This window comes from Micromonospora sp. NPDC049139 (assembly GCF_055586845.1).
On the sequence record NZ_JBVJHK010000015.1, the window covers coordinates 47,179 to 73,178 of the forward strand.

The following is a 26,000-nucleotide window of genomic DNA, read 5'->3' on the forward strand; positions in this document are numbered from 1 at the left end:
GGAATCGTCGACCATGAGCCATCCCGAACCCGAGTACGACGTGATCGTCGTGGGCGGCGGCCCGGCCGGATCGAGCACGGCCGGTCTGCTCGCCCAGGAGGGCCACCGGGTCCTGCTGCTGGAGCGCGAGAAGTTCCCCCGCTACCACATCGGCGAGTCCCTGATCAGCGGCGTCACCCTCACCCTGGACGCGCTCGGCGTGCGCGAGCGGATGGCGGAGCTGCGCTTCCAGATCAAACACGGCGGTAGCCTGCTGTGGGGGGCCGACCAGACCGCCCCGTGGTCGTTCCGGTTCCGGGAGATCCGCGACGCCCGGTTCGACTACTCGTGGCAGGTCCGGCGCGCCGAGTTCGACGCGATGCTGCTGGACCGGGCGCGGGAACTGGGCGTGGTGGTGGTCGAGGGAGCCACCGTCCGGGGGCCGCTGACCGACGGCGACCGGATCGCGGGCGTCAGCTACCAGTTCCGGGGCGAGGCCGACCCGGTCGACGCCCGCGCCGCGATCGTCGTCGACGCGTCAGGGCAGCAGCGCTGGCTCGGCCGGCACTTCGGGCTGGTCTCCTGGCACGACGACCTGCGCAACATGGCGACGTGGAGCTACTACGCCGGGGCGCTGCGCTACCCCGGCGACCACGAGGGCGACCTGCTCGTCGAGAGCCGTTCCCACGGCTGGCTCTGGTACGCGCCGCTGAGCCGCACCCTAACCGGGATCGGGTATGTCACCCCGTCGGACCGGTTCGTCGAGTCCGGCCTGCCCCCGGAGCAGTTGCTGGAGAAACAGATCGCGGAGTCGAACGAGGTCTCCTGGCTCACCGCCGGCGCGCGGCGGGTCGACGCCTACCGCACCGCGCGGGACTGGTCGTACGCGTGCACCCAGTTCTCCGGGCCGGGCTGGGTGCTGGTCGGTGACGCGGCCGCCTTCATCGACCCCCTGCTGTCCTCCGGCGTGACGCTGGCGATGCGCGGCGCGCTCAGCCTGTCCCGGGCGGTGCACGAGGCGCTGGCCGCGCCGGAGAAGGAGCGTCACCTCATGCAGGTGTACGAGGACCGCTACCGGGACTTCCTCGCCGCCCTGATCGACCTGATCCGGTTCTTCTACGACGGCGCGCACGGCCGCGACGAGCTGCACCTGCGCGCCCAGACCATCGTGGACCCGGACCGGCTGATGCCGCCGAAGATCTCGTTCGTCTCCCTGCTGTCGGGGCTGGCGCGGGGCGACGAGACGCTCGACATCGCCCCTCGGACGGCCATTGACCGTCCGTCGGGCGCTATATAATCTTAAAGCGAAGTGCCTCGATCACATCCAACGCCGAGGAGAGAAGCCGATGCGCACCGCCGGAACGTACATCCGTGGGATCGGGGCCTACCTTCCTGAGACCGTCACCGTCGAGGACGCCGTCGCCCAGGGCCTGTACCCGCAGGAGGACATCGAGACGCACGGGCTGGGCGGCGCCGCGATTGCCGGCGAGCTGCCCGCGCCGGACATGGCGCTGCGCGCCGCCCAGGACGCCCTCAAGGAGAGCGAGCTGGGCCGCGGCGACATCGACCTGCTGCTCTACGCGGCCACCTGGCACCAGGGCCCCGAGGGCTGGCTGCCGCACGCCTACCTCCAGCACTACCTCCTCGGCGGGGTGCCCCGGGCGACCGAGATCCGGCAGGGCTGCAACGGCATGTTCACCATGCTCGAGATCGCGGCCAGCTACCTCAAGGCCGCGCCGGAACGCAAGGCCGCGATGCTCGTCGCCGCCGACAACTACGGCACCCCGCTGCTGGACCGCTGGCGCACCAACCTCGGCTTCATCCTCGGCGACGCCGCATCGGCGGTGGTGCTGAGCACCGAGAGCGGCTTCGCCGAGCTGCTGTCGGTCTGCTCCATCACCGTGCCGGAGGCCGAGGAGGTGCACCGCGGCGGCGAGCCGATGTTCCCGCCCGGCATGACCGTCGGCCGGGAGCTCGACTTCGGCGCCCGGCTCTTCTACCACATCACCGAGCAGACCCCCGTGCTCGCCGTGCTCGGCGAGGCGCAGGAGACGATGACCACCGTCGCCGAGCAGGCGCTCGCCGAGGCCGGCATCGGCACGACCGACCTGGCCAAGGTCTCCTTCATGAACTACTCCCGGGAGGTGGTCGAGCAGCGCTGCATGGCGCCCCTGGGGCTGGGGATGGAGAAGTCCACCTTCGACTTCGGGCGCATGATCGGGCACTGCGGGGCCAGCGACCACCTGCTCGCCCTGCACCACTCGCTGCGGGCCGGCGAGGTCACCGCCGGCGACCACGTGCTCTGGCTCGCGATGGGCCCCGGCGTGGAGTTCACCGCCGCCGTCCTGCGCGTGCTGGACAACCCCTACGTCGACCGCTGACCGCCCCCGCCCGCGCCGCGACCCGACCAACGGAGGTACGACGATGACCCGGGACGATCCCGCCGACAACCCGTACCAGGTGGCCGTCATCGGCATCGGTTGCCGGCTGCCCGGCGACGTCGACACCCCGGACGCCCTCTGGGAGCTGCTGCTCAAGGGCGGCCAGACCGCCGGTGAGATCCCCGCGCAGCGCTGGCGCTCCTACCGGGAGCGCGGCCCCGAGTACGAGGCGGTGCTGCGCGACACCGTCACCGCCGGCAGCTACCTGCGCGACGTCGCGGGCTTCGACGCGGAGTTCTTCGGCCTCTCGCCCCGGGAGGCGGCCGAGATGGACCCGCAGCAGCGGATCCTGCTCGAGGTCGGCTGGGAGGCCCTGGAGCACGCCGGCCTGCCGCCCACCGGGCTGGCCGGCACCGATACGGGCGTCTTCGTCGGGGTCAGCACCACCGACTACGGCGACCGGCTGCTGGAGGACCTGCCGACGGTCGAGGCGTACACCGGTATCGGCGCGGCCACCTGCGCCCTGGCCAACCGCATCTCCTACGCGCTGGACCTGCGCGGGCCGAGCGTCGCCGTCGACACGGCCTGCTCGGCGTCGCTGGTCGCGGTGCACCTGGCCTGCCAGAGCCTGCTGCTGCGGGAGAGCACGGTGGCCCTGGCCGGCGGCGTGAACCTGGTGCTCACCCCCGGGCAGAACGCCTCCCTCCAGGCCGCCGGCACCCTCGCCCCCGACGGCGTGAGCAAGTCGTTCGACCGCGACGCCGACGGGTACGGCCGCGGCGAGGGGTGCGGCGTGCTGGTGCTCAAGCGGCTCGACGACGCCGAACGCGACGGCGACCGGATCCTCGCGGTGATCCGTGGCAGCGCGGTCAACCAGGACGGCCACACCGACGGCATCATGGCCCCGTCCGGCCCCGCGCAGCAGCACGTCGTCCGCCGCGCCTGCGACCGGGCGGGCGTCGCCCCGGCGAGCGTGGACTACGTGGAGGCGCACGGCACCGGCACCCAGCTCGGCGACCCCGTCGAGGCGACCGCGCTGGCCGCCGTCTACGCCGCCGGCCGCCCCGAGGACCGGCCCTGCCTCATCGGCTCGATCAAGTCCAACGTCGGGCACCTGGAGGGGGCCGCCGGGGTCGCCGGGCTGATGAAGGCCATCCTCGCGCTGCACCACGGCCAGATCCCGGGCACCCCGCTGCGCGGCGAGCCGATCGACGCCGTCGCCGACGGCACCGGGCTGCGCCTGGCGACCGGCACGCTGCCCTGGCCCGAGCGGGACGGTCCACGCCGCGCCGCGGTCTCCGGTTTCGGCTACGGCGGCACCATCGCCCACCTCGTCCTGGAGGAGGCGCCGCCCGTGCCCGCCGGGGCCGACGCGCCGGCCACCGACGACGCGGCCCGGCCACTGTTCCCGCTGTCGGCCCGGTCGGACGCCGCACTGCGTCAGCAGGCCGCCCGGCTCGCCGACCGGCTCCACGGCGACGACCGTCCGGACCTGGCCGACGTCGGCCACACGCTGGCGCGCCGCCGGGCCCACCTGACCCACCGGGCGGTGGTCACCGGGCAGGACCGCGACGAGGTGGTCGCCGCCCTGCGCCGGCTCGCCGCCGGGCAGCCGGACCCCGACACGGTGTCGGGGGTGGCGCCGGCCGGGCGGCCCGCCCACCCCGTCTGGGTCTTCTCGGGGCACGGTTCGCACTGGGCCGGCATGGGCCGTGACCTGCTCGTCCACGAGCCGGCGTTCGCCGCGGCCATCGACGAGATCGAACCCGTCGTCGCCGAGGAGGCCGGCTTCTCGCTGCGGCAGGCGCTCGCCGCTCCCGAACTGGCCGGGGTGGACCGGATCCAGACGCTGACCTTCGCCATGCACCTCGGCCTGGCGGCGGTCTGGCGGGCGTACGGGGTCCGCCCGGCGGCCGTCATCGGGCACTCCGTCGGCGAGGTCGCCGCCGCCGTGACCGCGGGCATCCTGACCCCGACCGACGGGGCCCGGCTGATCTGCCGCCGGTCGGCCCTGCTGCGGCGGGCCGCCGGCCTGGGCGCGATGGCCATGGTCACCCTGCCGTTCGCCGACGTCGCCGAGCGGCTCGCCGGCCGCGCCGACCTGGTCGCGGCGATCGCCTCCGCCCCCGCGTCCACCGTGGTCTCCGGCGACATCGCCGCCGTGGACGCCGTGATCGAGCAGTGGCCGGCGGAGCGGATCGCCGTCCGCCGCGTCCAGTCCGACGTGGCCTTCCACAGCCCGCACATGGACGATCTCGCCGACGAGCTGCGGGCCGCGGCGGCCGACCTGCGCACCGCGGCGGGCACCGTGCCGATGTACTCGACGGTGCTCGACGACCCGCGCGCCGCGGCCGCCTGCGACGGGGCGTACTGGGCGGCGAACCTGCGCCGGCCGGTCCGCCTGGTCGACGCGGTCGACGCGGCCCTGGCCGACGGGCACCGCACCTTCGTCGAGATCTCCGCCCACCCGGTGGTCGCCCACTCGCTGCGGGAGACCCTCGACCACGCCGGCATCGAGGACGGGTACGTCGGCACGACGCTGCGCCGCCACGTCCCCGGGCACCGCACCGCCCTCGCCGCCGTCGCCGAGGCGCACTGCCACGGCGTCGAGGTCGACTGGGCGCGGCTGCGGCCCGACGGCGGGCTCACCGACCTGCCCCGGTACGCCTGGCGGCACCAGGAGCTGTGGCGCGAACCCACTCCCCCGGTGGCCGCCGGCGGGCACGACATCGGCTCGCACACCCTGCTCGGCACGGCGACCACCGTCGCCGGCACCGAGCTGCGGCTGTGGCACACGGTGCTCAGCGACGCGAGCCGTCCGTACCCGGGCAGCCACACCGTGCAGGGCGCGGAACTCGTGCCGGCCGCGGTGCTCGCCGCCACCTTCCTCGCCGCCGGCGCCCGCGACGGCGCGGCGGTGACCCTGCACGACCTGTCGATGCGGGTGCCGCTGGCCACGGCCGGACGCCAGGAGGTCCAGGTGGTGGACGACGGCGGAACGCTGCTGCTCGCCTCCCGCCCGGCCGGCGCGGACGCCGCGCCGTGGCTGACCCACGCCACCGCGCGCGTCACGCCGGACGACACCGCGGCGCCGCCGGCGCCGGCCGCCGGCACCCGGGGCCCCGGCGGCGTGGTCGCCGACCCGGGGCTCGTGCGGGACCGGCTGGCCCGGGTGGGCGTTCCCGAGACGGCATTCCCCTGGACGGTCGACCGCCTCACCACCGGCAACGGCGGGCTGCGGGCCCGGGTCCGCTTCCCCGAGCCGGCCGAGGACTGGGCGGCCGTCATCGACGCCGCGGTGTCCATCGCGCCGGCCGCGTTCCCCGGCGAGCCCCGGCTGCGCCTGGTCGACGCGATCGAGCGGATCTGGACGAACGGCACGGCGCCGGCAGTCGCCATCGTCGACGTCGTCCCGGACGACGCGCGGGAGGACACCGTCGACGTCACGGTCTCCGGGTCGGACGGCACGGTGGCCGCCCGGCTCAGCGGCCTGCACTACCCGGTGGTCCCCGACGCCCCGGCCGCCGACACCGACGGAACCGGACCGGACCGGCAGTCCCTGGCCGACCTCGACCCGGACGAGCTGCGCGAGCGCCTGATCGAGGAGGTGCGCGCGGCGGTCGCCGCCGAGATGAAGCTGGCCGTCGAGGCGCTCGACCCGCGCCTGCCACTGGTGCAGCAGGGCATGGACTCGGTCATGACGGTCATCGTGCGCCGGCGGCTGGAGAAGACCTACCGCCGCGTGCTGCCGGCCTCGCTGTTCTGGCAGCAGCCCACCGTCACGGCGATCGCGGTGCACCTGGCCGAGCTGATCGCCGCGCCGTCGCCGGACGGGGCCGTCGCCGACGCCGTGGCCCGCTGACCCACCCGGCCGCGCCGAACCGGAGGAGCCCATGGAACTCACCACGACCGACGCCCGGCCCGGGCTGCGGCACCGGATGCAACAGCTGATCTACGGGTTCTTCACGGCGCAGACGCTGCACGTGGCGGTCCGGCTGCGGATACCGGACCTGCTCGCCGACGGCGCGCGGGACGTCGTCGACCTCGCGGCGGCCACCGGCGCGGACGCCCCGTCGCTGCGCCGGCTGCTGCGGGCGCTGGTCTTCCTGGAGGTGCTCGACGAGCCCGCGCCGGGCACCTTCGCCCTGACCGAGCAGGGCGAGGTGCTGCGGGCGGACGTGACCGGGTCGATGCGGGAGCTGGTGCTGCTGCTGTCCGGGCCGGAGAGCTGGGCCGCGTGGGGACACCTCGAGCACAGCGTACGCACCGGTGAGGTGGCGTGGGACCACGTGCACGGCCAGAGCTGCTTCGACCACCTGATGGCGGACCCGCAGCGGCAGGCGGCGTTCAACGCGGCCATGGCCGAGGGCTCGCGGGCGTTCGTGCCCACGCTGCTGTCGGCGTACGACTTCGGCGACCTGCGCACGGTGGTGGACGTGGGCGGCGGCAGCGGCGCCCTGCTCGCCGGGGTGCTCACGGCGCACCCGCACCTGCGCGGCACGGTCTTCGACACTCCCGACGGCGTGGCCGACGCGGCGCGCACCGTCGCCGAGCAGGGCGTGGCCGACCGGTGCCGGGTGGAGGCCGGTGACTTCTTCGTCTCGGTGCCGCCGGGCGCGGACGCCTACGTGCTCAAGAGCGTGCTGCACGACTGGGACGACGAGCAGTGCGTCGAGGTGCTGCGGACCGTCCGCCGGGCGGTACGACCCGACAGCCGGGTGGTGCTCATCGAGTCGCTGATGCCGACGACCGTCACGACGGCGCCGAGCGTCGCGCAGGTGGTCATGAACGACCTGAACATGATGGTCTGTCACGGCGGCCGCGAGCGCACCATCGCGGAGTTCCGCGAGCTGCTGCGGGCGGCCGGCTTCCGGCTGGAGTCCGTCACGCCCTGCCCGGCGCCGAGCGTCATCGGCATCCTGGAGGCGGCGCCGACCCCCGCCGGCGGGCCGGGCGGGAGCTGAGGCGATGGCGCGCATCGGCGACGGCCTGGCCGACCTGGACGGCGTCCGGCGGCCGACCGACCCCCGCCTCGGCCCCGACGCCGCCCGGCCCGCGCCGGAGGCGACCCCCGAGGACATGGTCCGGATCCCCGGCGGGACCTTCCTCCAGGGCTCGCCCGAGCGGACGCTGGACTGGCTGGAGAGCGAGGGCCAGGCGTTCCCCCGGGACTGGTTCACCGACGAGACACCGCAGGTGCCGGTCACCCTGCCCGACTACCTCATCGACCGGCACCAGGTGACCGTCGCCCAGTTCGCCGCCTTCGTCTCCCGCACCGGCTACGTCACGTCCGCCGAACGGGCCGGCGGCAGCATGGTCTACGGCGATCAGTACTGGGAGATCCGCGAGGGCGCCTGCTGGCACCGCCCGGCCGGGTACGGCAGCGGCGTCCGCAACCGCGACGACCACCCCGTGGTGCACATCTCCTTCGCCGACGCCGAGGCGTACGCGCGCTGGGTGGGCCGGCGGTTGCCCACCGAGCCGGAGTGGGAGCGGGCCGCCACCGGCCCGTCGTACCGGCTCTGGCCCTGGGGCGACACCTGGGACAGCCGGAACGCCAACACCGCCGAGCACACGGCCGGGGCGCTCGGCGACCTGGACGCCTGGCGGACCTGGTGGAGGGCCATCCACGCCGCGCAGGGGCCGATGCCGCAGACCACGCCGGTCGGCGCGTTCTCCCCGCGCGGCGACAGCGTCGACGGGTGCGCCGACATGACCGGCAACGTCTACGAGTGGACGTCCACGGTGGCGCACCTCTACTCGCCCACCACCCGGTGCGACCCGACGATCCACCTGGTGATGGGGCGTTTCCGGGTGGTCCGGGGCGGCTCCTGGATGAACTTCCGCTACCAGGTGCGGTGCGCGGAACGGTTGTACGGGGACCCGACCGGATGGTCCAACTTCGCTCTCGGCTTCCGTTGTGCGCGTGACGTCACGGCGGTCCCCGACGTCGACGACAACGGGAGGTAGCGATGGTCACGGTGTTGCTGTCGGCCGGCTGGGCCCACCGGGGGCAGAAGAGTTTCGAGTGCCGCGAGGGCACCGTGCGGGACGTCATCAGGGAGTTCGTCGAGACGTACCCCGTCTACCGCCGCCGGCTGCTCGACGACACGGGCGAGCCGCTGACCTACTACAACGTCTACCTCGACGGGGACCTCGTCGAGAAGGCGGACCGGTCCCGGGTGACCGCCCGGTCCGACAGCACGGTCGCCATCGTCCCGCCGCTGGCCGGGGGCTGACCCACCGGTCGGACGCCCGGTCCCGACCCGGCGTCCGGCCACCGGCGTCCCGCCGAGCGCGTCCCCGTCAGGGAGGAAGCATGCTCCTGCCGCACACCGACGCCCGACCCGGCCCCCGGGCCGACCGTGACGACCTCGCTCGCCGGCTGGCCCGGTCGGCCCGGCACCGCCCCCGCCCGGCCGGCCGGCTGGCGGCCTGGCTCGCGCAGCGACAGCGGGCGAACCCGTTCGAGGTCACCGAGGTGCCGTTCGCCGACCTGACCGGCTGGCACTTCGCGCCCGACTCCGGCGACCTGGTGCACGAGAGCGGCCGGTTCTTCAGCGTCGAGGGCCTGCACGTGCGGACCGACCGCGGGCCGGTCGGCGAGTGGTGGCAGCCGATCATCCACCAGCCCGACCGGGCTATCCTCGGCATCCTGGCCCGGGAGATCGACGGGGTGCTGCACTTCCTCATGCAGGCCAAGATGGAGCCGGGCAACGTCAACGGCGTCCAGTTCTCCCCCACCGTGCAGTCCACCCCGAGCAACTACCAGCGCACGCACCGCGGCGCCCGGTCCCGCTACGTGGAGTACTTCCTGGAACCGGGGCGCGGCCGGGTCCTCGTGGACGTGCTCCAGTCGGAGCAGGGCTCCTGGTTCCGGGGCAAGCGCAACCGGAACATCATCGTCGAGGTCACCGACGGGGTGGCACCGCACGAGGACTTCGTGTGGCTGACCCTCGGCCAGATCCACGACCTGCTGCACCGGCCGAACCTGGTCAACATGGACGCCCGTACCGTGCTGTCCTGCCTGCCGGGACACGCCGTCGCCCGCGACGACGCCGCCGACGCCGGGACGATCGGCGCCGCGGTGGCGGAGTCCTCGCTGACCGACGGCGCGTGGCAACCGCTGCTCGAGGTCCGCAACTGGCTGACCGCCAACAAGGCCGGTCCCACCCTGACGACCCGGCAGGTCCCGCTGCGCGAGGTGCGGGACTGGTACCGCACCGACGACGAGATCCGCCACCGCTCCGGCCGGTTCTTCCGCATCGTCGGCCGACGGGTGCGGGCCAGCAACCGGGAGGTGGCGCAGTGGTGCCAGCCGTTGCTGGCGCCGTGCGGGACGGGTCTGGTGGCGTTCGTCGTCCGACGCATCGACGGCGTGCTGCACGCGCTCACCCACGCCGATCTGCGGCCCGGCTACCGGGACACCGTCGAGCTGGGGCCGACCGTGCAGTGCACCCCGGACAACTTCACCGGCCCGGCCTGGGACGGCCGCCCGGAGTACCTCGACCTGGTCCTCTCCGACGAGGTACGCGTGCACTACGACGTGCTGCAGTCGGAGGAGGGCGGGCGGTTCCACCACGCGGTGACCCGGCACATGGTGGTGGAGGTCGGCCCGGACTTCCCCACCGCGACACCGCCGGACTACACCTGGCTGACCCTGCGCCAGCTGACCGCCGTGGCGGCCTTCAGCTACCAGGTCAACATCGAGGCGCGCAGCCTCCTGCTCTGCCTGCGGGCGCTGCGATGACCGGGCGCGACGACCGGCCCGACGGCGGCCGGCCGGTCCCACCCGGGCCGGCGGTCACGCCCGGACCGCCGGTCACGCCCGAGCCGGCGGCGCCCGAGCCGGCTGTGGCCGCCGGGCCGGCCGGGAACGCGGCCGGGATCGATGCGTTTCCGCTGCCTCGCCGGTGCCCGTTCGGCCCGCCGGCCGAGTACGCCCGGCTGCGGACCGAACAGCCGGTCGCCCGGCTGCCCATGCTCGGCGGCAACACGGCCTGGGTGGTGTCCCGGTACGCCGACGTCAAGCAGGTGCTCGGCGACCCACGGATGAGCGCGGACCGGCGCCGGGCCGGTTTCCCGCGGTTCGCGCCGACCACGGAGAGCCAGCGGCAGGCCTCGTTCGAGAACTTCCGCCCCCCGCTGAACTGGATGGACCCGCCGGAGCACACCGCGGCCCGCCGCCAGATCGTCGACGAGTTCGCCGCGCGGCGGGTGCGCCAGCTGCGGCCGCTGGTCGAGCGGGTGGTGGACGAGCACCTCGACGCCATGACGGCCGGGCGGTCGAGCGCCGACCTGGTGCCGTCGTTCAGCTATCCGGTGCCGTCGCGGGTGATCTGCGAGATGCTCGGCGTGCCGTACGGCGAACACGCGTTCTTCGAACGCCGGTCCACCCGGATGCTGAGTCGCGGCGCGCCCGCGGACGAGCGGGCCCGGTGCGCCCGCGAGATCCGCGACCTCCTCGACGGCGTGGTGACCGACAAGGAGCGGCACCCCGGTGACGACGTGCTCAGCCGGCTGCTCGCCGCGCAGCGCGCGGCCGGCGAGCTAGACCACGAGGCCGTGGTGAGCATGGCCTTCGTGCTGCTCGTCGCCGGGCACGTCACGACGTCGAACATGATCTCACTGAGCGTGCTGGCCCTGTTGACCCATCCGGAGCGGCTCGCCCGCCTGCGCGCCGAGCCGGGCCGGTTCCCCGCCGCCGTCGAGGAGTTGCTGCGGTACTTCACCGTCGTCGAGGCGGCGACCGCGCGCACCGCCACCGCCGACGTGACGATCGGTGGGGTGACCATCCGGGCCGGGGACGGGGTGGTGGCGCTGGGCCAGGCCGCGAACCGGGACCCGGCAGCGTTCGACCGCCCGGACGAGTTCGACCCGGACCGCGACGCCCGCCACCACCTCGCCTTCGGCTACGGACGCCACATCTGCCCCGGCCAGCACCTGGCCCGGCTGGAACTGGACGTCGCGCTGCGCCGGCTGGTCCGGCGGCTGCCCGGGCTGCGGCTGACCGTGGACGTGGATGACCTGCCGCTCAAGGAGGACGGCAACATCTTCGGCTTGTACGCGCTGCCGGTCGCCTGGTGAGTCGACGCACCCGCGGCCCGGGGTGGGACCGCGCCCGGGGTCAGCGTCGCTGGGCGATCACCGTCGTCCACGCCTGGCTGATCCGCTCGGCCGACTCGGACGCGGCCGCCATGTCCTCGGGGCCCGCCGTGGCGATCCAGTCGACCGCGCGGCCCTCGGGCAGCGTGCCGGCGAGGTAGTCGTCCAGCGCGACCAGGCTCATCTCCCAGCCGGCGCCGATGCCCCACGCCCCCGGCGCCGCGTTGGGGATGATCTCGGCCGGCACCGGCGCGTGCTCCAACTCCAGGACGGTGGCGTCCCCCGCCGGCGTGAGCCGCAGCTCGACCTCGCTGCTGCCGTCACTCGACTCCCAGGTCAGGCCGATCGTGTTCGGCCGCTCGCACCGCAGGATCTCGCCGCTGGCGTTGCCCTCCAGTTGGAAGCGCCCGCCGACCCGCAGGTCGCCGGAGATCGGCAGGAACCAGCGCACCAGGCGCTCGGGATCGGTGATGGCGTCCCACAGCTCCTCCGGTGAGGCGTCGTAGCTGCGCCGGACCACCAGGGCGTTCATGCCGCTGGGGTGATCGCGCAACTCGCGCTCGGTGTCCCTGACGACGTCGGACGTCTTGTTCATGCCACATGGCCTTCCTGCTGGTGCGTGGTGCCAACGGAGCCGGTCCGGCCCGCACGTCGAGGACTTTAGCAGCCATGACTTACCTAACGTCCGATTTGTGCCCGCCGCGCGTCCGCACCACACGAGCGGGTGACTTGACATCCTCCCCCGCCTAAAAGCGGGGGATTCCCACCCTCACGAGTTGGGGTTCCTGGTTCACCGCAGACCGCACGAAAGGAGGTTCCCCCTCGTGTCTGACGTCCGCTCCGCAGGCGTTTTGTGTCTCGACCAGCCCGGCCGCGACAGCGATGTTCTTGGCGGCGTTGACGTCCCGGTCATGCCGGGTGCCGCAACCCGGACACGACCAATGCCGTGTGCCGAGGGAAAGCTGGGCGAGCAGGTGCCCGCACGCCGAACACGTCTTCGACGACGGAAACCAGCGATCCACCACGGCGAGGGTACGGCCGTCGCGGTGCGCCTTGTAGGCGAGCAGGGTACGGAACTCGGCCCAGCCGGTACGCGAGATCGCTTTGGCCAGGCAGCGGTTGCGGACCATGTTCGCCACCGCCAGATCCTCCACCGCGATGGCCGCGAACCGGCGCACCAGGGCGGTGGACTGCTGGTGGAGGAAGTCCCGGCGCGCGTCACGTACCCGCGAATGCGCCCGCGCGACTTTCCGCTTGGCCTTTGCGCGGTTGGCCGAGCCCCTCTGCCGGCGGGCCAGCATCCGCTGGTAGCGCTTCAACCGACGCTCCCGACGCTCCATGTGCCTCGGGTGGGGGATGCGCTCGCCGGTGGACAACACCGCGAAGTCGGTCAGACCGAGGTCCACGCCCACCACCTCGCCGGGGGGTTCGGGTGCGGCGGGTGCCTCAATGTCGACGGCGAAGGTCACGAACCAACGGCCGTCCGCCTCACGCGACACCGTCACCATCGTCGGACCCAACCCCGCCACGTCCAGGTCCGGCCAGGACCACACGAACCGCAGCACACCCGGCGTCTTCCCCAACGACAGGTTCCCGCCACGCAATCGGAACGCCGACCTGGTGAAACTGGCGGACTGGCGGCCGTGCCGCGACTTGTACCGCGGATACCGGGCCCGCTTGGCGAAAAACGCCATCATGGCGGTGTGCTGGTGCCGCAGGGTCTGCTGCAACGGCACCGACGACACCTCACCCAGAAACGCCAGATCGGGCTGCTTCTTCATCTCCGTCAACGCCCGATCCGTCTCCGCGTAGGAAGTGGATCTCCGCTCGGTGTGCCAACGAGCATGACGGGCAGCGAGAGTGCGATTCCAGACCACGCGCACACACCCGAACGTGCGGTTCAACACCGCCGCCTGCTCCGGCGTCGGGTAAGCCCGACACCTGTACGCCGTCCGGCACAGGGACCAGTCATACCAGAAGGGACAGTCATGGCTGACACTGCGTCCGCCATTCCTCCCCGCCCTGAAGGACGGGGCATCCTGGCGGTGATCCGGTGAAGGCGGCGCGACGGGGCGGTGATCGACGATGCGCTGCCCCCGAACGGCGAGCGACCGCCAGGGCCGGCCCGGGCGGCGGCCCGGGCGGCGGGGGCCTCGGGAAGGACGACGCCACGCGAACCGGACGCGCGGTGGGCGGGCGCGGCCGGGCGGGCCCTGGAAGTGGTCCGAGACGGGTGCCACCGGGCGGGACCCGGAGAGTTGACCGGCGCGGGCAGGCCACCCGGGCGGGCGGGCCGCGACGGGGTCGCGGGATCAGGCGATGTCGCGGTCGACGCGGGAGCGGCGCCGGGCGAGCAGCACGAGCACGGCGAGGAGCGCGAGACCGTCGACGGCGAGCAGGGCGGCGCCGACCGGGTCGATCCCGTGGGCGTGGGCCGGCGCCGGGGGCTCCGGCTGCGGGGCAGCCGCCCCGCCCGCCGCGCCCACCGTGAACCGGGCGATGCCGGAGGCGTCCCGACCGTCGCCGGTGACCACGTGGTACGCGACGGCGATCTCACCGGACCCGGTGACCCGCACCGCCTGGGTCAGGCCGTCGCGGCCGACGGCCGTCAGCGCCCCCTGGTTGAGCAGGGACCGGTCCGCGTCGTAGACGGAGATGTGGGATCCGGCGAGGTCCGGCCGGCCGTCGACCCGGATCCGTACCGCGGTCGGCGCGCCCGACAGGACGGCGCCGTCGGCCGGCTCGACCGAGACCACCTCGACCTTCGACGCGGCGGTGGACGGCGAGTCGATCCGGCCGGCGAGGGCGAGGACGGCCACCAGCGCCGCCACGGTGAGGGCGGCGCCGGCGTAGATCCGTCTCGTGCTCGACATGACGGCGGGGTCAGTCGGTGGCGGCCACGGGCTGGCGCCACGTCGGCGCACCGGCCCGGTGCACGCAGGAGCACGTCGCGGCGGCCCGCTCCGCGGCGTTCGGACGCAGGTGCAGGTACATGGCGATCAGCATCGGGAGGAAGACCACCGAGTTGTAGAACAGATGCAGCTCCACCCGAGGCACGATCAGCTGGAGCAGGCTGGTCGGCTCGGCCGCGCCCGGCAGCCGGAAGGTGCTGTGGGCCTGCACGAGCAGCAGCGCGTGCTCGATGTGGTGCCAGAACTGCAGGGCCAGGGCCACCATCCACCAGGCCCGGGAGCGGCCGGTGAACCCGGACCGCAGCATGAACAGGCCGATCAGCATCACGATGGCGTAGCCGTAGTGCATCCACTCGGAACTGACCAGCCAGGGGAACGGCATCCCCAGCACGCCGCGCGCCTCCGGCCGCGGCCAACCGAGCACCCAGATCTGGTACGCCTGCACCAGGTGCTCCGCCCAGTGCGCGACGACCACCGCCATGTACAGGGTGAGCGCCGTGCGGTGGAACCTGCCGTTGAGTGACGCCATCAGGCCGGGTGACGCGTTGCTCGTAGCGGTTGCCATGGATCCTCCAGACTCCACACCGGAAGGTGTCCCCTCAACGCTAGAGGCGTGACGACCGCAGCGTGACTCTGAGCTTGCGCTGAGTACGCCGGCAGAGGTGAGGGCGTCGTGGAATCGGGCCGGGACCCGGCGGGGCGGACCGTGAGCGCAGCCGCGCGGTCACCGCGGCGAGCCGGCGTTCCTGCTCCGACGCCAGGTAGAAGTGGCTACCGGGAAAGGTCTCCAGCGTGAAGCCACCGGTGGTCAGCTCGGCCCAGGCGTTCACCGTCGCGGTGGCGCAGGTCGGGTCGTCGGTGCCCAGGTAGCCGGTGATCGGAAGGCTCAGGAGGAGTGGACGGTACGGGCGGTCAGCTGACCGTCGCCGCCCACGCCTTCTTGGCGTTCTTCCAGGTCGGAGAGTTGACCTCGTCCCAGGCGCGGTGGCGCAACTCCTCCAGGACCTCCGCCGGCACCAGGGTGCCCGTCATGTTGGCCCGGTAGATGTTCATCGTGTCCGGGTCGAAGTCGGGGCTGATGTGGCCGCCCGCGATCGCCATGTCGAACAACGGCGCGCCGGGCAGCGGTACGACGAGGAAGAAGTTCGCGGCGTCCAGCCCGTAGGAGACGTGTTCCTTGGCGAGCTGGATGGTCGTCTCGATCTCCTCCAGCGTCTCGTCCGGGTAGCCCATCATGTAGTTGCCGTAGATCTGGAAGCCGTACTCCTTCATGGCGACGATCAGCCCGGGCAGGTCGGCCTTCTCGATGTTGAGCTTGTTGCTCGCGTACTTGCGGATGATCCGCAGGTTGCCCGACTCGAAGGGCATGTTGATCTGCGTGAAGCCCGCGTCGGCCATCGCCTCCAGGACCTCGTGGTCGGGCTTCCAGCGCTTGAGCAGGTGGATGAGGTTAATGCCGTTGAGGTCGCAGATCGTCACGCCCGCGCCCTGGATCTTCTTGAGCAGCCGGAGGCCACGCCGCTTGTCGCCCAGGAGCGAGTCGTCCTCGATGAACACGTTGTCGACGCCCAGGTTCTTCAGCGTCTCGATCTCCGCCAGCACCCGGTCGTCCGACTTGACGCGGAACTTGCCGATCGGGCCGCTGGGACTCCCCTCCTGCTCACCGGCGATGTGACAGTACGCGCAGTGGAACGGGCAGCCGAGCGAGGTCATCATGGTCGCGTACCGCAGCTCGGCGCCGGGCTCGAAGAGGCCGGAGTGCGGCCGGGCGATGGTCCAGTACCGCTCGTTGGGCAGCAGGTCCCAGGCCGGCATGGGCAGGGTGTCCAGGTCCCACACGACGTCCTGCGCCCGCGCGGGGTTCATCCGGATCCGCCCGTCGTCGAGGAAGGCGACGCCGTGGATGTCGGCGAAGCTCGGGTGCGCCGACCGTCGTACGGCCTCGACGATGTCGATGATCGTGTGCTCGGCCTCGGACAGGCAGACCACGTCGAAGCCCGCCCCGAAGAACTGCGGCAGCCGCGACCGCGCGTTGACCCCGCCGGTGACGAGGAGCTTCTCCGGGTAGGCCGCCCGGATGAGCCGCGCGCAGTGCAGGACCATCGTCTCCTGGTCGGTGAAGATCGAGGTGATGCCGACGATGTCGTGGTCCTTCACCACCTCGAGGATCCGCTCGTCGCTGACGCCGGTGCGGAGGAACCCGCTGGGCAGCGGCGTGGGGTTGGCGAAGATCTCGTCGAGCGGGTCGGCGCCCTCGCCGACGCAGGCGTCGAAGACGCGGACGTGCACGCCGTGCTCCCGCAGGGCTCCGCCCAGGTTCGGGTACGCGAGCGATCCGTTCGGCTTGCACACCGTGCCGGGGGCGGTCTGGTTCGGCGGGTACAGCAGCAGCACGCTGACGTCACGAAGACCCATGGCGAAATACTACCTAGTTTTGAAGTGGAAACAAGGACCACGACGACGGAGACTGAAATCGGCATCGATATGTCAAGTGGATGGTCAGGGCGCGACCCGCTCCAGGTACGCCTCGACCTCGTCCGCCGCCCGGGCCGGCCCACCGGCCGAGAGGATGTCGCGCTGCATCTCGCGGACGCGCTCCCGGACCGCGGAGTCGGCCGCGAGCCGTTCCACGGCCTCGCGGATGCTGGCCGGCTCGAGTTGGTCCGGCCGCAGCACGGAGCCCAGGCCCAACTCGATGACGCGCTCCGCGGACGGGGCGGCCTCGGTCGCGAAGTGCGGCACGAGCACCAGGGGGACGCCCGCGGCGAAGGCCTCCAGCACGGCTCCGGTGGTGCCGTGCGTCAGGCACGCCGTCGCGTGCGCGAGCACGGAGTGGAACGGGATCCACTGGTGCGCCTCGACGTTGGGCGGCAGGGGGCCCAGCACCGCCGGGTCGAGGAAGCCGCCGATCGCCATGACCACGTGCCAGGGGGTGTCGGCGAACGCCTGCGCGCAGGCGCGGAAGAACTCCGGGTGCTCGTTGAACTGGTTGCCGAGCGAGACGAGCAGCACCGGCGCGTCCGGCCGCGGCGGCTGCCAGCCGGGCTGGCCGTCACGGCCGGTGAGGGTGGGCCCGACGAACGCGAACCGCTCGTCGAAGGTCTCGGCGAAGGGCTGGAACGACTTCGGCAGGAAGACGATGGTGAGGCCCTCGATCTCGTCCCAGTACTCCTTGACCGGGGTGTCGACGCCGTACTGCCCGAGCAGGTCGACCAGCACCGAGTGCACGGCCTCCACGTCGGCCGGGTGGCGTTGGCCGTTGCTCTTCCACAGCTCCTTGAACAGCGAGTAGTGCTCGTTCGCGGCGAAGCCGCCGGTGAGGCGTACGGCCGGCCGGTTCCACCGGGTGGCCAGGAGCCGCCCCGCGATGAACGGGAACACGTCGTAGACGACGAGGTCGGGCGGGTTGTCCCCCATCGCCTCCTCGGCGGCCCGCAGGATGGCCACGTTCTCCCGGACGTAAACCAGGTGCAGTTGCGTCTCGGCGTCCTCCTGCTTGACGACCTCGGGCACGTGGAAGGTGTCGAACTCGGACTTGTACAGCGCGACCTCGGCGCCGGCGGCCTTGACCTCGTCGGCGAACAACGGGGTCGTCACGTACGTGATGCGGTGCCCCCGCCGGGCCAGCTCGCTGACGAGGCCGAGCGACGGGTAGACGTGACCGTGACCCTGGACGTTGGCGAAGAGGATGTGACGCTGGCGCATGGGCTCACTCCCGGCTGGTCGTCTCGGCGTTGGCAACGCGGCGGTTGCGCGCGGAGCGCTGGCTCCACTGTGGCCTGGCCGCGCCCGCCGACAAGGGCGACGACGACACGACGAGGGGCCAAGGCTTTAAACATATATAGCACAATGGATCGAGGAGCCGCTATGTCGGAAGATCCGGTGGTTCAGCCGAGGGCGGGCGCCCCGGACGGCTCCGGAAGCACGGCGAGCAGCTCCGCGACGGCGGCGGTCATGGCCTCCCGGCCGGCGCTCAGGTAGCGCCGGGGGTCGACCGAGCCGTCCGTGGCGAGCGCGGCCCGGACCGCGCCGGTGAACGCCACGTTGAGGGCCGTCCCGACGTTGACCTTGACGATGCCGTTGCCGACCCCGGCCCGCAGCTCCCCGAAGGGCACGCCGGACGACCCGTGCAGGACCAGCGGCACCGGGACGGCCTCGCGCAGCGCCACGATCAGCTCCTGGTCCAGCGTCGCCGTCCGGGTGGTCATCGTGTGCGAGCTGCCGACGGCGACGGCGAGCGCGTCGACGCCCGTCTCCGCCACGTAGCGGGCCGCTTCCTCCGGGTCGGTGCGGACTCCGGCGAGGTGGGCGCTGGCCGGCGCTCCCGGCTTGCCGCCGACGTGGCCCAGCTCCGCCTCCAGCCACAGGCCCTGCTCGCGGGCCCAGGTCGCCGCGGCGCTGGTGGCCGCGACGTTGTGGTCGTACGGCAGCGCGCCGGCGTCGAACATCACCGAGCTGAATCCGGCGTCCGCCGCCTGGCGCAGCAGCGTGACGTCCTCCACGTGGTCGAGGTGCAGGCCGAGCGGGACCGGGCAGAGGCGCGCGACCTCGGCCGCCGCGGCGGCGATCGGCAGCACGCCGGCGTGGTAGCGCACCGCGTTCTGGCTGATCTGGAGGATCGCCGGGCGGTCGGCGGCGGCGGCACCGGCGGCGATCGCCTGGGCGTGTTCGAGCGTGATGACGTTGAAGGCCAGCACGCCGGTGCCGGCGGCGCGGGCGGCGGCGACCAGTTCAGCGGTGGCGGCGAGCGGCATCGGTGACCTCCTCGACGGTGACGTGGGTGAGCAGCCGGTCCGCCGTGGGGGCGTCGAAGTCCCCGGCGTACGGCGAGACGACGGCCGCGGCCGAGATCGCGGCGGCCCGGGCGAGGGTCCGCGGCCACGGCTGCCCGGTGGCGAGTCCCTGGGCGAGGACGGCGGCCAGGGCGTCGCCCGCGCCGGTGGGGTTGCCGAGCACGGTCTCCGGCGCGCGCACCTCGTACGCGGTCCCGCCGGCGACGGCGACGAAGCCCCGGGCACCGCGGGAGACCACCGAGGCCCCGGCTCCCAGGTCGCCCAGCCGGTACGCGGCGGAGACCGCCTCCGCCCGGGTGCGGGGCGCGGCCCCGACGATGTCGGCGATCTCGTCCGCGTTGGGCTTGACCACGTCGGGGCGTGCGGTGAGCGCGTGGTGCAGCGTGGCCCCCGCCGCGTCGACCAGCACGACCGCCCCCGCCGAGTGGGCCGCGACGGTGAGGTCGCGGTACGCGGTGACCGGCACGCCGGGCGGGCAGCTGCCCGAGAGCACCACGACCGCCGCGGACGCGACGGCGTCGTCGAAGCGTTCGGTGAAGGCGCCCCACTCGGCCGCCGTGACGACGGGGCCCGGTTCGTTCAGGACGGTCGCCGCTTTCGGGGACACCACGGTGACCGTGCGCCGGGACTCGCCGCCGACGGTGGTGAGGTCGGCCGGGATGCCGGCGTCGCGCAGCTCCTCCCGGATGGTCTCGCCGGTCGTGCCGCCGGCCAGGCCCAGCAGTCGGGTCGGGGCGCCGAGCAGGGACAGCACGCGCGCCACGTTCACCCCCTTGCCCCCGGCCCGGCACCGCGTCGTGGTGACCCGGTGCGAGGTGCCGGGAACGAGCTCGGGCACCGTGTAGGTGACGTCGATCGCCGGGTTGGGACACACCGCGAGGATCACGGTCGGCTCGCGGTCACCGGCAGCACGACGGACCGGGTGAGGTGGCGCGGCCGGTCCGGGTCGAGGCCCTTGCGGTTGGCGACCGCGACGGCGAGCCGCTGCGCGGCGACCAGCTGCGCCATCGGGTCCGCCGGGGACTGGACCACCATGGCTCCGGTGGCGGCGACGTCCTCCCGCAGGCCGTCCGGCGTCGGCCCGAGGATCCACACCGCCGACTGGGCGTCGGCGACGCTGATGGGGCCGTGCCGGTACTCCATCGCGGGGTACGACTCCGCCCACGCCTGCGCGGCCTCGCGCAGCTTCAGGGCCGCCTCGTGCGCCAGCCCGACCGACCAGCCGGTGCCGAGGAAGGTGAACTGCCGGCGGTGGAGCAGCGCCGGGTCGACGGGGGCGGCCAGGACCGCGCGGGCGTCGTCGACCGCGGTGCCCAGTCCGGCACCGACGGCGCAGCGCCACAGCGCGAGCGCCGTCGTGGCGAACCGGGTCTGCACGACCGACCGCTCGTCGGCGAAGTCCAGCACCACGGACCGGTCGGCGAGCCGCGTGGCCGCCTCGTCGGGGACGGCGGTGACGACGGTGGACCGCTGGCCGGCGGGGAGGTCGGCGAGCAGGCGGAGCACCTCGGTGGTGGTCCCGGACCGGGTCAGGGCGACGATCCGGTCGTAGCGGCGGTGGTGCGGGAACTGCGAAGCCGCGAAGGCGTCGGTCTCGCTGCCGGCGGACTCCCGCAGCGCGGCGAAGCACTGCGCCATGAACAGCGACGTGCCGCACCCGACGACGGCGACCCGCTCACCGGGTGCGGGCAGCGCCGCGGTCACGGCCGACGACCGGGCCAGGCTCTCGGCTCGCGACCACGACTCCGGCTGCGACGTGATCTCCTCGGTGATGTACGCCATCGACTGCCACCTCATGCAATAAAAGTGCCGAAATTTTGCAACTTGTTGCAGGACGCTACGACGACGAGTGGCACCGGTCAAGGTGGGCCGGGCACGGCGGGCGAGCCGATAGGGTTACCCGCCGGATGCGTCCAGGGACCGGAGTGCGCGACAGATGAACCGCTACGAACGGTGGAACAGGCTGCTCGAGATGCTGGCCGAGCAGGGCCAGCTGGACATCGAGACGACCGCCGCAGCGCTGCGGGTCAGCGGCGCGACGGTGCGCCGCGACTTCGATGAGCTCGCCGCCCAGCAGCTGGTCACGCGGACCAGGGGTGGCGCCGCCGCGAGCAACGTCACCTACGACCTGCCGCTGCGCTACAAGGCGGGCCGGCACGCGCCGGAGAAGCAGCGCATCGGCGAGGCCGCCGCCGCGCTGATCGCCCCGCACTCCACCGTCGGCATCAACGGCGGCACCACCGCGACCGAGGTCGCCCGTGCCCTGGCCCTGCGCGCCGACCTGGCCACCGACGGCCGCACACCGGCGCTGACGGTGGTCACCAACGCGCTCAACATCGCCAACGAGCTCATCGTCCGCCCGCACATCCGGGTGGTCCTCACGGGAGGGACGGCCCGGCCCCACTCGTACGAGCTGGTCGGTCCCATCGCCGCGACGATGCTCGACGGGGTGGCGTTGGACGTCGCGGTGATCGGGGTGGACGCGATCGACCACCGGCACGGGGCGAGCGCGCACCACGACGGCGAGGCGGCCGTCAACCACACCATGCTGGCCACCGCGGCCCGCGCGATCGTGGTGGCGGACGGCTCGAAGCTGGGCCGTCGCGCGTTCGCGCGCATCTGCACCCTCGGCGAGATCGACACGCTGGTCACCGACACCGGCGCGGACGACGAGCAGGCGGCGCTCCTGACCCAGGCCGGGGTGACCGTGGTGCGGGCCTGACCGGCCGCGTCAACGGAGGTGCGCCGAACCCTGTTCACCCCCGCCCGGCGAGCGCCTCACCCAGCGGGGTGCGCCGGTAGAGCACCGTGCGGCCGGTGCGGGCACGGGCGACCAGCCCGGCGTCGCGCAGCACCGCCAGATGGCCGCCCACCCCGCCCAGGCTGGCCCCGAGCTGGGCGGCGAGCTGGCTGGTGGTGGCGGGCGCGGCCAGCGCCCGCAGCACCGCCGCCCGCCCCTGTCCGACCAGCCGGTCCAGCGCGTCCTCCGGCCGGGCCGGGTCGGGCGGCCCCAGCAGTTCCGCCACCCCCGAGGCTCGGTAGACGACGGCGAACGGCCACGGCGGGTCGACGTAGGTGATCATGGTGCCGAAGACCGTGGGGACGAAGAGCAGGCCCCGGCCGCCCAGTCGGCGGACGCCCGGGTCGCCGTCGGCGACCTCGATCGCCCCGACGGCCCCGCCGGGCGCCCACCGCAACCGGGGGTCCAGGTCGGCGACGGCGGCCCCCCAGCCGTACGCGAGGAGCCGGCCGGCCCGGTGCAGCAGGTCCCGTTCGAGGACTGCGCGCAGGCGGGGCCAGTCCGGCTCGACCAGGGTCGCCCAGGCGGCCTCGATCGCGTCCGCGAGCAGGTCCACCACGTGGGGCGAGTCGTAGATCCGGCGCGCGTACGCCGGTGGGGTGCCGCGTGGACCGGCGAGGTTGCGGGCCAGTTCGCCGCGGGCCTGCGCGAGCGGGGTCGCCCGTACCACGGCCAGTTCGTCGGCGAAGTCCCGCCCGGTGCCGTCCGGTGGTGGCTGGATGAAGTCCGCGTTGTAGCCGCCGCGGCGCAGCAACGCCAGCAGCGCGCCCACCGCCGGCAACTCCCGCCGCAGCCGCTGGTATCCCGGTCGCGCCCGGGCCACCCACGGCGCCAGCACGGAGGCCGGGTTCTGCCCGGCGCAGAGCCGCAGCGCGGCCACCGCCTCGCCCAGCGGGGAGATGGCGTAGCGGCTCGCCGCCACGTCGGCCAGGGTCACCTCGATCCGCACACCGCACCTTTCGTCCGACAGCGAAAGGATAGGCCGGCCACCGGAACGGCCCGCACGATGCCCGGGTGACCACCACCTCCACCAGAGCCGGCGCCGGGCGACCCGCCGCCTACCGGGACGCCTTCGCCGTCGCCGAGTTCCGGGTGCTCCTCGGCAGCTTCGGCGTGTTCATGATCGGCGAGACGGTGAAGATGCTCGCCCTGTCCGTGCTCGTCTACGAGCGCACCGGCTCGGGGCTGCTCGCCGCCCTGGCGTACGTGACCGGGTTCCTGCCCCACGCGCTGGGTGGGCTGTTCATGCTCGCGCTCGCCGACCGGTGGCCTCCGCGCGCGGTGATCGTCGGGTACGACCTGCTCCGGCTCGCCCTGGTGGTGGTCCTCGCCCTCGGCGCGCTCTCCCCGGCAGTCATGCTGGTCCTGGCCGCGGCCGTCGGCCTGCTGGCCCCGGTCGGCAGCGCCGCGCGCTCGGCGCTGCTGCCGGAGGTGCTGCCGGGCGACACGTACGTGCTCGGACGGTCCCTGCTCACCGTCGCGGCGGGCGGCACCCAGGTGGCCGGGTTCGCCCTCGGCGGGCTCCTGCTCGGCTGGATCGGCCCGTACGGCGCGTTGTGGGTGGCCGCCGCGACGTGTGCCGTCTCGGCCCTGCTCGTCCGCGCCGGGCTCGCGGCGCGACCGCCCCGGGCGGGGCGGGACGGTTCCGGGGCGGTCCGGGAGACCTGGCGGGTCAACCGGGCGCTGCTCGCCGACCGGCGGATCCGCGGGCTGCTGCTGGCCCAGTGGCTGCCCGGCTCGCTGCTGGTCGGGGCGGAGGGCGTCGCCGTGCCGTACGCCGCCGGTCTCGGGCCGGACGCCAGCGCGGGCGTGCTGTTGATGGCCGCCGCATCCGGGATGCTCGTCGGGAACCTGCTGGTCGGGCGGTTCGTCGCCCCCGCCCGCCGGGAGGCGTGGACACCCTGGCTCGCGCTGCTGCTCGGCGTACCCGTGCTGGTCTTCGCGGCCCGGCCGGGCCTGTGGCCGGCGGCGGCCCTCTTCGCGGTGGCCACCGCGGGCTTCGCCTACCAGCTCGGTCTGGCCCAGCGGTTCCTCGACGCCGTTCCGGAGGCCCGTCGCGGTCAGGCCTTCGGGCTGCTCGGCGCCGGCCTGATGGCGGCCCAGGGCCTGGCCGCCGCGGCCGGCGGCGCCCTGAGCGACGTCCTCCTTCCGGGCGCGGTGATGGCGCTGGCCGGTGGCGCGTCGCTCGCGGCGACGCTGGCGCTGTGGCGGGTCCTCTCCCCGCCACGTTGAAGGTCAAGCATCGAGACAGGTCTCTGGCTATACCCGCCCGCGACTGGTAGAAATTTTGCAAGGCCGTTCACCTGCCGGCAAAATTCTTCCCCCACAGTGAGGCTTCGATGACGATAAGAAGGATCATGGCGAGCCTCACGGTCGCCATCGTCGGTTCGGTGGGGGCGGTGACCCCGACCTGGGCGGCCCCCACCGAGGACCGGACCGTCAGCTACCGCGGCTACCAGGTGGCGGTGCCCGCCGGCTGGCAGGTCGTCGACCTGGCCGAGGACCCCCACGCCTGCGTCCGGTTCGACCGGCCCACCGTCTACCTGGGCCACCCCGGCGACGAGCCCTGGTGCCCCTCCGGCCTGGTCGGGCGCACGGCGGGACTCGTCATCGAACCGATCGACGCCGTCACCGCCGACCGCCTCACGGCGGACACCGCCGTCACGACGAGCGGCCGGGCGACCGTGGACGCCCCACTGTCGCGCGACGGCACCATCCAGGTCGCGGTACGCGACGCCGGCGTCCTCGTCACGGCCGCCCACACGCCGGACACCGAGGCGTCGGTCCGCCGCATCCTGGCCTCCGCCAGCCTCGGTCGGGGCGCCACGCCGGTGCCCCTGGACCCCGCGCGCACGACCGCCGGGCCGACCCCGGTGGCACCGCTGGCGGCGGCCGGTCCGCAGCCGGGCACCTACACCGGCAAGGGCTTCGACACGTGCACCGCCCCGGCCCAGTCGACCATGGACGCGTGGCGCAACAGCTCGCCGTACCGTGCGGTCGGCATCTACATCAGCGGCGCCAGCCGGTCCTGCACCCAGGCCAACCTGACGGCGACCTGGGTGACCAACCAGACCAACAAGGGCTGGCACCTGATCCCCATCGAGCTGGACTACCAGGCCCCGTGCGGCACCCGCACGCCGAAGATGTCGTACGACCCGGCCACCGCCCGGTCGCAGGGCGCCACCCGGGCGGCCAGCGCCGTGAACGCGGCCGGCGCGCTGGGCATCCCCGCCGGAAGCGTGATCTACAACGACATCGAGCACTACCCGACGAGCGAGTCGTGCAAGGCGGCGGTGCTCTCGTACCTGTCCGGCTGGACCGAACGGCTCCACGCGCTCGGCTACCTCTCGGGCATGTACTCCAGCGGCTCCTCCGGTGTCCGAGACCTGTGCGCCGCCTACGACGACCCCCGGTACACCCGCGTCGACCACCTCTTCTTCGGCTGGTGGAACGGCGTGGCGGACACCGACGCGGGCAGCTACTGCCCGGACGGGCACTACGCCAACCGTCAGCGGATCCACCAGTACACCGGGGACAGCTACGAGACCTGGGGCGGGGTGCGGATCTACATCGACCGCGACTACCTCGACGTCTCGGCCGGGACCACGCCGCCGCAGGAGTTCAGCGTCACGGTCGACAACACCACCGCGGGTCGGTTCACGGCGAGCGCGAACTGGGGGACCTCGACCTACTCCAGCCAGCGGATGGGTCCCGACTACCGGTTCGCCGACCCGGTCTCCGCCAGCGACGTGGCCTGGTACAAGGCGAACCTGCCCGAGACCGGCGCGTACGAGGTCTCGGTCTGGTACCCCGCCGCCTCCGGCTACAACGACTCGACCCCGTACATCGTGGCCACCACCGGCGGCAACCAGTCGGTGCGGGTCAACCAGCGCCTCAACGGCGGCCGGTGGGTGTCGCTCGGCGTGTTCACGCTGGCCGCCGGCGACGGCGACAAGGTCGGCGTGAGCCGGTGGACCAGCGGCACGGGCTACGTCGTCGCCGACGCGGTCCGCATCACCCGCGCCTGAGG

21 protein-coding genes are annotated in these 26,000 nt (G+C 73.5%); 11 read left to right on the top strand and 10 right to left on the bottom strand.

The window, feature by feature from the left end:
• The first annotated feature begins 13 nt into the window (after nt 1-13).
• The 8 genes from ACZ6Q9_RS23225 to ACZ6Q9_RS23260 all read left to right on the top strand — a co-directional run bounded on the left by ACZ6Q9_RS23225 (nt 14) and on the right by ACZ6Q9_RS23260 (nt 11,447).
• Nucleotides 14-1,276: an NAD(P)/FAD-dependent oxidoreductase gene (locus tag ACZ6Q9_RS23225; RefSeq protein WP_393456686.1), complete on the top strand. Its 1,263-nt coding sequence runs from the start codon at nt 14-16 to the stop codon at nt 1,274-1,276.
• A 49-nt stretch (nt 1,277-1,325) separates the two neighbouring features.
• Entirely contained in the window at nt 1,326-2,360 is a 1,035-nt protein-coding gene (locus tag ACZ6Q9_RS23230; protein ID WP_363709261.1) for a ketoacyl-ACP synthase III family protein, read from the top strand.
• A gap of 43 nt (nt 2,361-2,403) precedes the next feature.
• Complete coding sequence (locus ACZ6Q9_RS23235; RefSeq protein ID WP_396829537.1) at nt 2,404-6,222, top strand: type I polyketide synthase; 3,819 nt, start codon at nt 2,404-2,406, stop codon at nt 6,220-6,222.
• 31 nt (nt 6,223-6,253) lie between these two features.
• Nucleotides 6,254-7,324, top strand: coding sequence for a methyltransferase (locus ACZ6Q9_RS23240; RefSeq protein ID WP_396829538.1), 1,071 nt, complete (start codon nt 6,254-6,256; stop codon nt 7,322-7,324).
• A gap of 115 nt (nt 7,325-7,439) precedes the next feature.
• Nucleotides 7,440-8,330, top strand: coding sequence for a formylglycine-generating enzyme family protein (locus ACZ6Q9_RS23245; RefSeq protein WP_396829608.1), 891 nt, complete (start codon nt 7,440-7,442; stop codon nt 8,328-8,330).
• Nucleotides 8,331-8,332: 2 nt separating this feature from the next.
• Nucleotides 8,333-8,599 (top strand): MoaD/ThiS family protein, encoded by a 267-nt coding sequence (locus ACZ6Q9_RS23250; RefSeq protein WP_357458789.1) that lies wholly within the window; start codon nt 8,333-8,335, stop codon nt 8,597-8,599.
• 80 nt (nt 8,600-8,679) lie between these two features.
• Nucleotides 8,680-10,110, top strand: a complete 1,431-nt coding sequence (locus tag ACZ6Q9_RS23255) for an NDP-hexose 2,3-dehydratase family protein (RefSeq protein ID WP_396829539.1) — start codon at nt 8,680-8,682, stop codon at nt 10,108-10,110.
• Nucleotides 10,107-11,447 (top strand): cytochrome P450, encoded by a 1,341-nt coding sequence (locus ACZ6Q9_RS23260; RefSeq protein WP_396829540.1) that lies wholly within the window; start codon nt 10,107-10,109, stop codon nt 11,445-11,447. The genes ACZ6Q9_RS23255 and ACZ6Q9_RS23260 overlap by 4 nt, the downstream gene beginning before the upstream one ends.
• A gap of 40 nt (nt 11,448-11,487) precedes the next feature.
• Here the strand turns inward: ACZ6Q9_RS23260 and ACZ6Q9_RS23265 are convergent, their stop codons facing one another.
• The 9 genes from ACZ6Q9_RS23265 to ACZ6Q9_RS23305 form a co-directional block, all read right to left on the bottom strand.
• Entirely contained in the window at nt 11,488-12,060 is a 573-nt protein-coding gene (locus ACZ6Q9_RS23265) for an SRPBCC family protein (RefSeq protein ID WP_393270285.1), read from the bottom strand.
• Nucleotides 12,061-12,211: 151 nt separating this feature from the next.
• Nucleotides 12,212-13,705 (bottom strand): RNA-guided endonuclease InsQ/TnpB family protein, encoded by a 1,494-nt coding sequence (locus tag ACZ6Q9_RS23270; RefSeq protein ID WP_393456701.1) that lies wholly within the window; start codon nt 13,703-13,705, stop codon nt 12,212-12,214.
• A gap of 72 nt (nt 13,706-13,777) precedes the next feature.
• Complete coding sequence (locus ACZ6Q9_RS23275) at nt 13,778-14,338, bottom strand: copper resistance CopC family protein (RefSeq protein WP_393456704.1); 561 nt, start codon at nt 14,336-14,338, stop codon at nt 13,778-13,780.
• Nucleotides 14,339-14,348: 10 nt separating this feature from the next.
• The gene (locus tag ACZ6Q9_RS23280) at nt 14,349-14,942 is read right to left on the bottom strand and encodes a hypothetical protein (RefSeq protein ID WP_393456707.1); all 594 of its coding nucleotides are present in this window, start codon (nt 14,940-14,942) and stop codon (nt 14,349-14,351) included.
• Nucleotides 14,943-15,289: 347 nt separating this feature from the next.
• The gene (locus ACZ6Q9_RS23285; protein ID WP_350710685.1) at nt 15,290-16,792 is read right to left on the bottom strand and encodes a B12-binding domain-containing radical SAM protein; all 1,503 of its coding nucleotides are present in this window, start codon (nt 16,790-16,792) and stop codon (nt 15,290-15,292) included.
• Nucleotides 16,793-16,876: 84 nt separating this feature from the next.
• On the bottom strand, nt 16,877-18,082 hold the full coding sequence (locus tag ACZ6Q9_RS23290) for a macrolide family glycosyltransferase (RefSeq protein WP_396829541.1): 1,206 nt from the start codon (nt 18,080-18,082) through the stop codon (nt 16,877-16,879).
• A gap of 182 nt (nt 18,083-18,264) precedes the next feature.
• Nucleotides 18,265-19,131, bottom strand: a complete 867-nt coding sequence (locus ACZ6Q9_RS23295; protein ID WP_396829542.1) for a class II fructose-bisphosphate aldolase — start codon at nt 19,129-19,131, stop codon at nt 18,265-18,267.
• Nucleotides 19,109-20,056 carry a 1-phosphofructokinase family hexose kinase gene (locus ACZ6Q9_RS23300; RefSeq protein WP_396829543.1) on the bottom strand — a complete coding sequence of 316 codons (948 nt, stop codon included), beginning with the start codon at nt 20,054-20,056 and terminating at the stop codon, nt 19,109-19,111. The genes ACZ6Q9_RS23295 and ACZ6Q9_RS23300 overlap by 23 nt, the downstream gene beginning before the upstream one ends.
• Nucleotides 20,053-20,952: an SIS domain-containing protein gene (locus tag ACZ6Q9_RS23305; RefSeq protein ID WP_396829544.1), complete on the bottom strand. Its 900-nt coding sequence runs from the start codon at nt 20,950-20,952 to the stop codon at nt 20,053-20,055. The genes ACZ6Q9_RS23300 and ACZ6Q9_RS23305 overlap by 4 nt, the downstream gene beginning before the upstream one ends.
• A 154-nt stretch (nt 20,953-21,106) precedes the next feature.
• Here ACZ6Q9_RS23305 and ACZ6Q9_RS23310 point away from each other — a divergent pair, with 154 nt between their 5' ends.
• Nucleotides 21,107-21,892, top strand: coding sequence for a DeoR/GlpR family DNA-binding transcription regulator (locus ACZ6Q9_RS23310; RefSeq protein ID WP_396829545.1), 786 nt, complete (start codon nt 21,107-21,109; stop codon nt 21,890-21,892).
• 34 nt (nt 21,893-21,926) lie between these two features.
• Here the strand turns inward: ACZ6Q9_RS23310 and ACZ6Q9_RS23315 are convergent, their stop codons facing one another.
• Nucleotides 21,927-22,919, bottom strand: coding sequence for a helix-turn-helix domain-containing protein (locus ACZ6Q9_RS23315; RefSeq protein WP_396829546.1), 993 nt, complete (start codon nt 22,917-22,919; stop codon nt 21,927-21,929).
• Between the two features lie 65 nt (nt 22,920-22,984).
• Between ACZ6Q9_RS23315 and ACZ6Q9_RS23320 the strand changes: the two genes are divergently transcribed.
• Nucleotides 22,985-24,202, top strand: coding sequence for an MFS transporter (locus ACZ6Q9_RS23320; RefSeq protein WP_396829547.1), 1,218 nt, complete (start codon nt 22,985-22,987; stop codon nt 24,200-24,202).
• Nucleotides 24,203-24,327: 125 nt separating this feature from the next.
• Nucleotides 24,328-25,998, top strand: a complete 1,671-nt coding sequence (locus tag ACZ6Q9_RS23325; protein ID WP_396829548.1) for a golvesin C-terminal-like domain-containing protein — start codon at nt 24,328-24,330, stop codon at nt 25,996-25,998.
• The last annotated feature ends 2 nt before the right edge of the window (nt 25,999-26,000 follow it).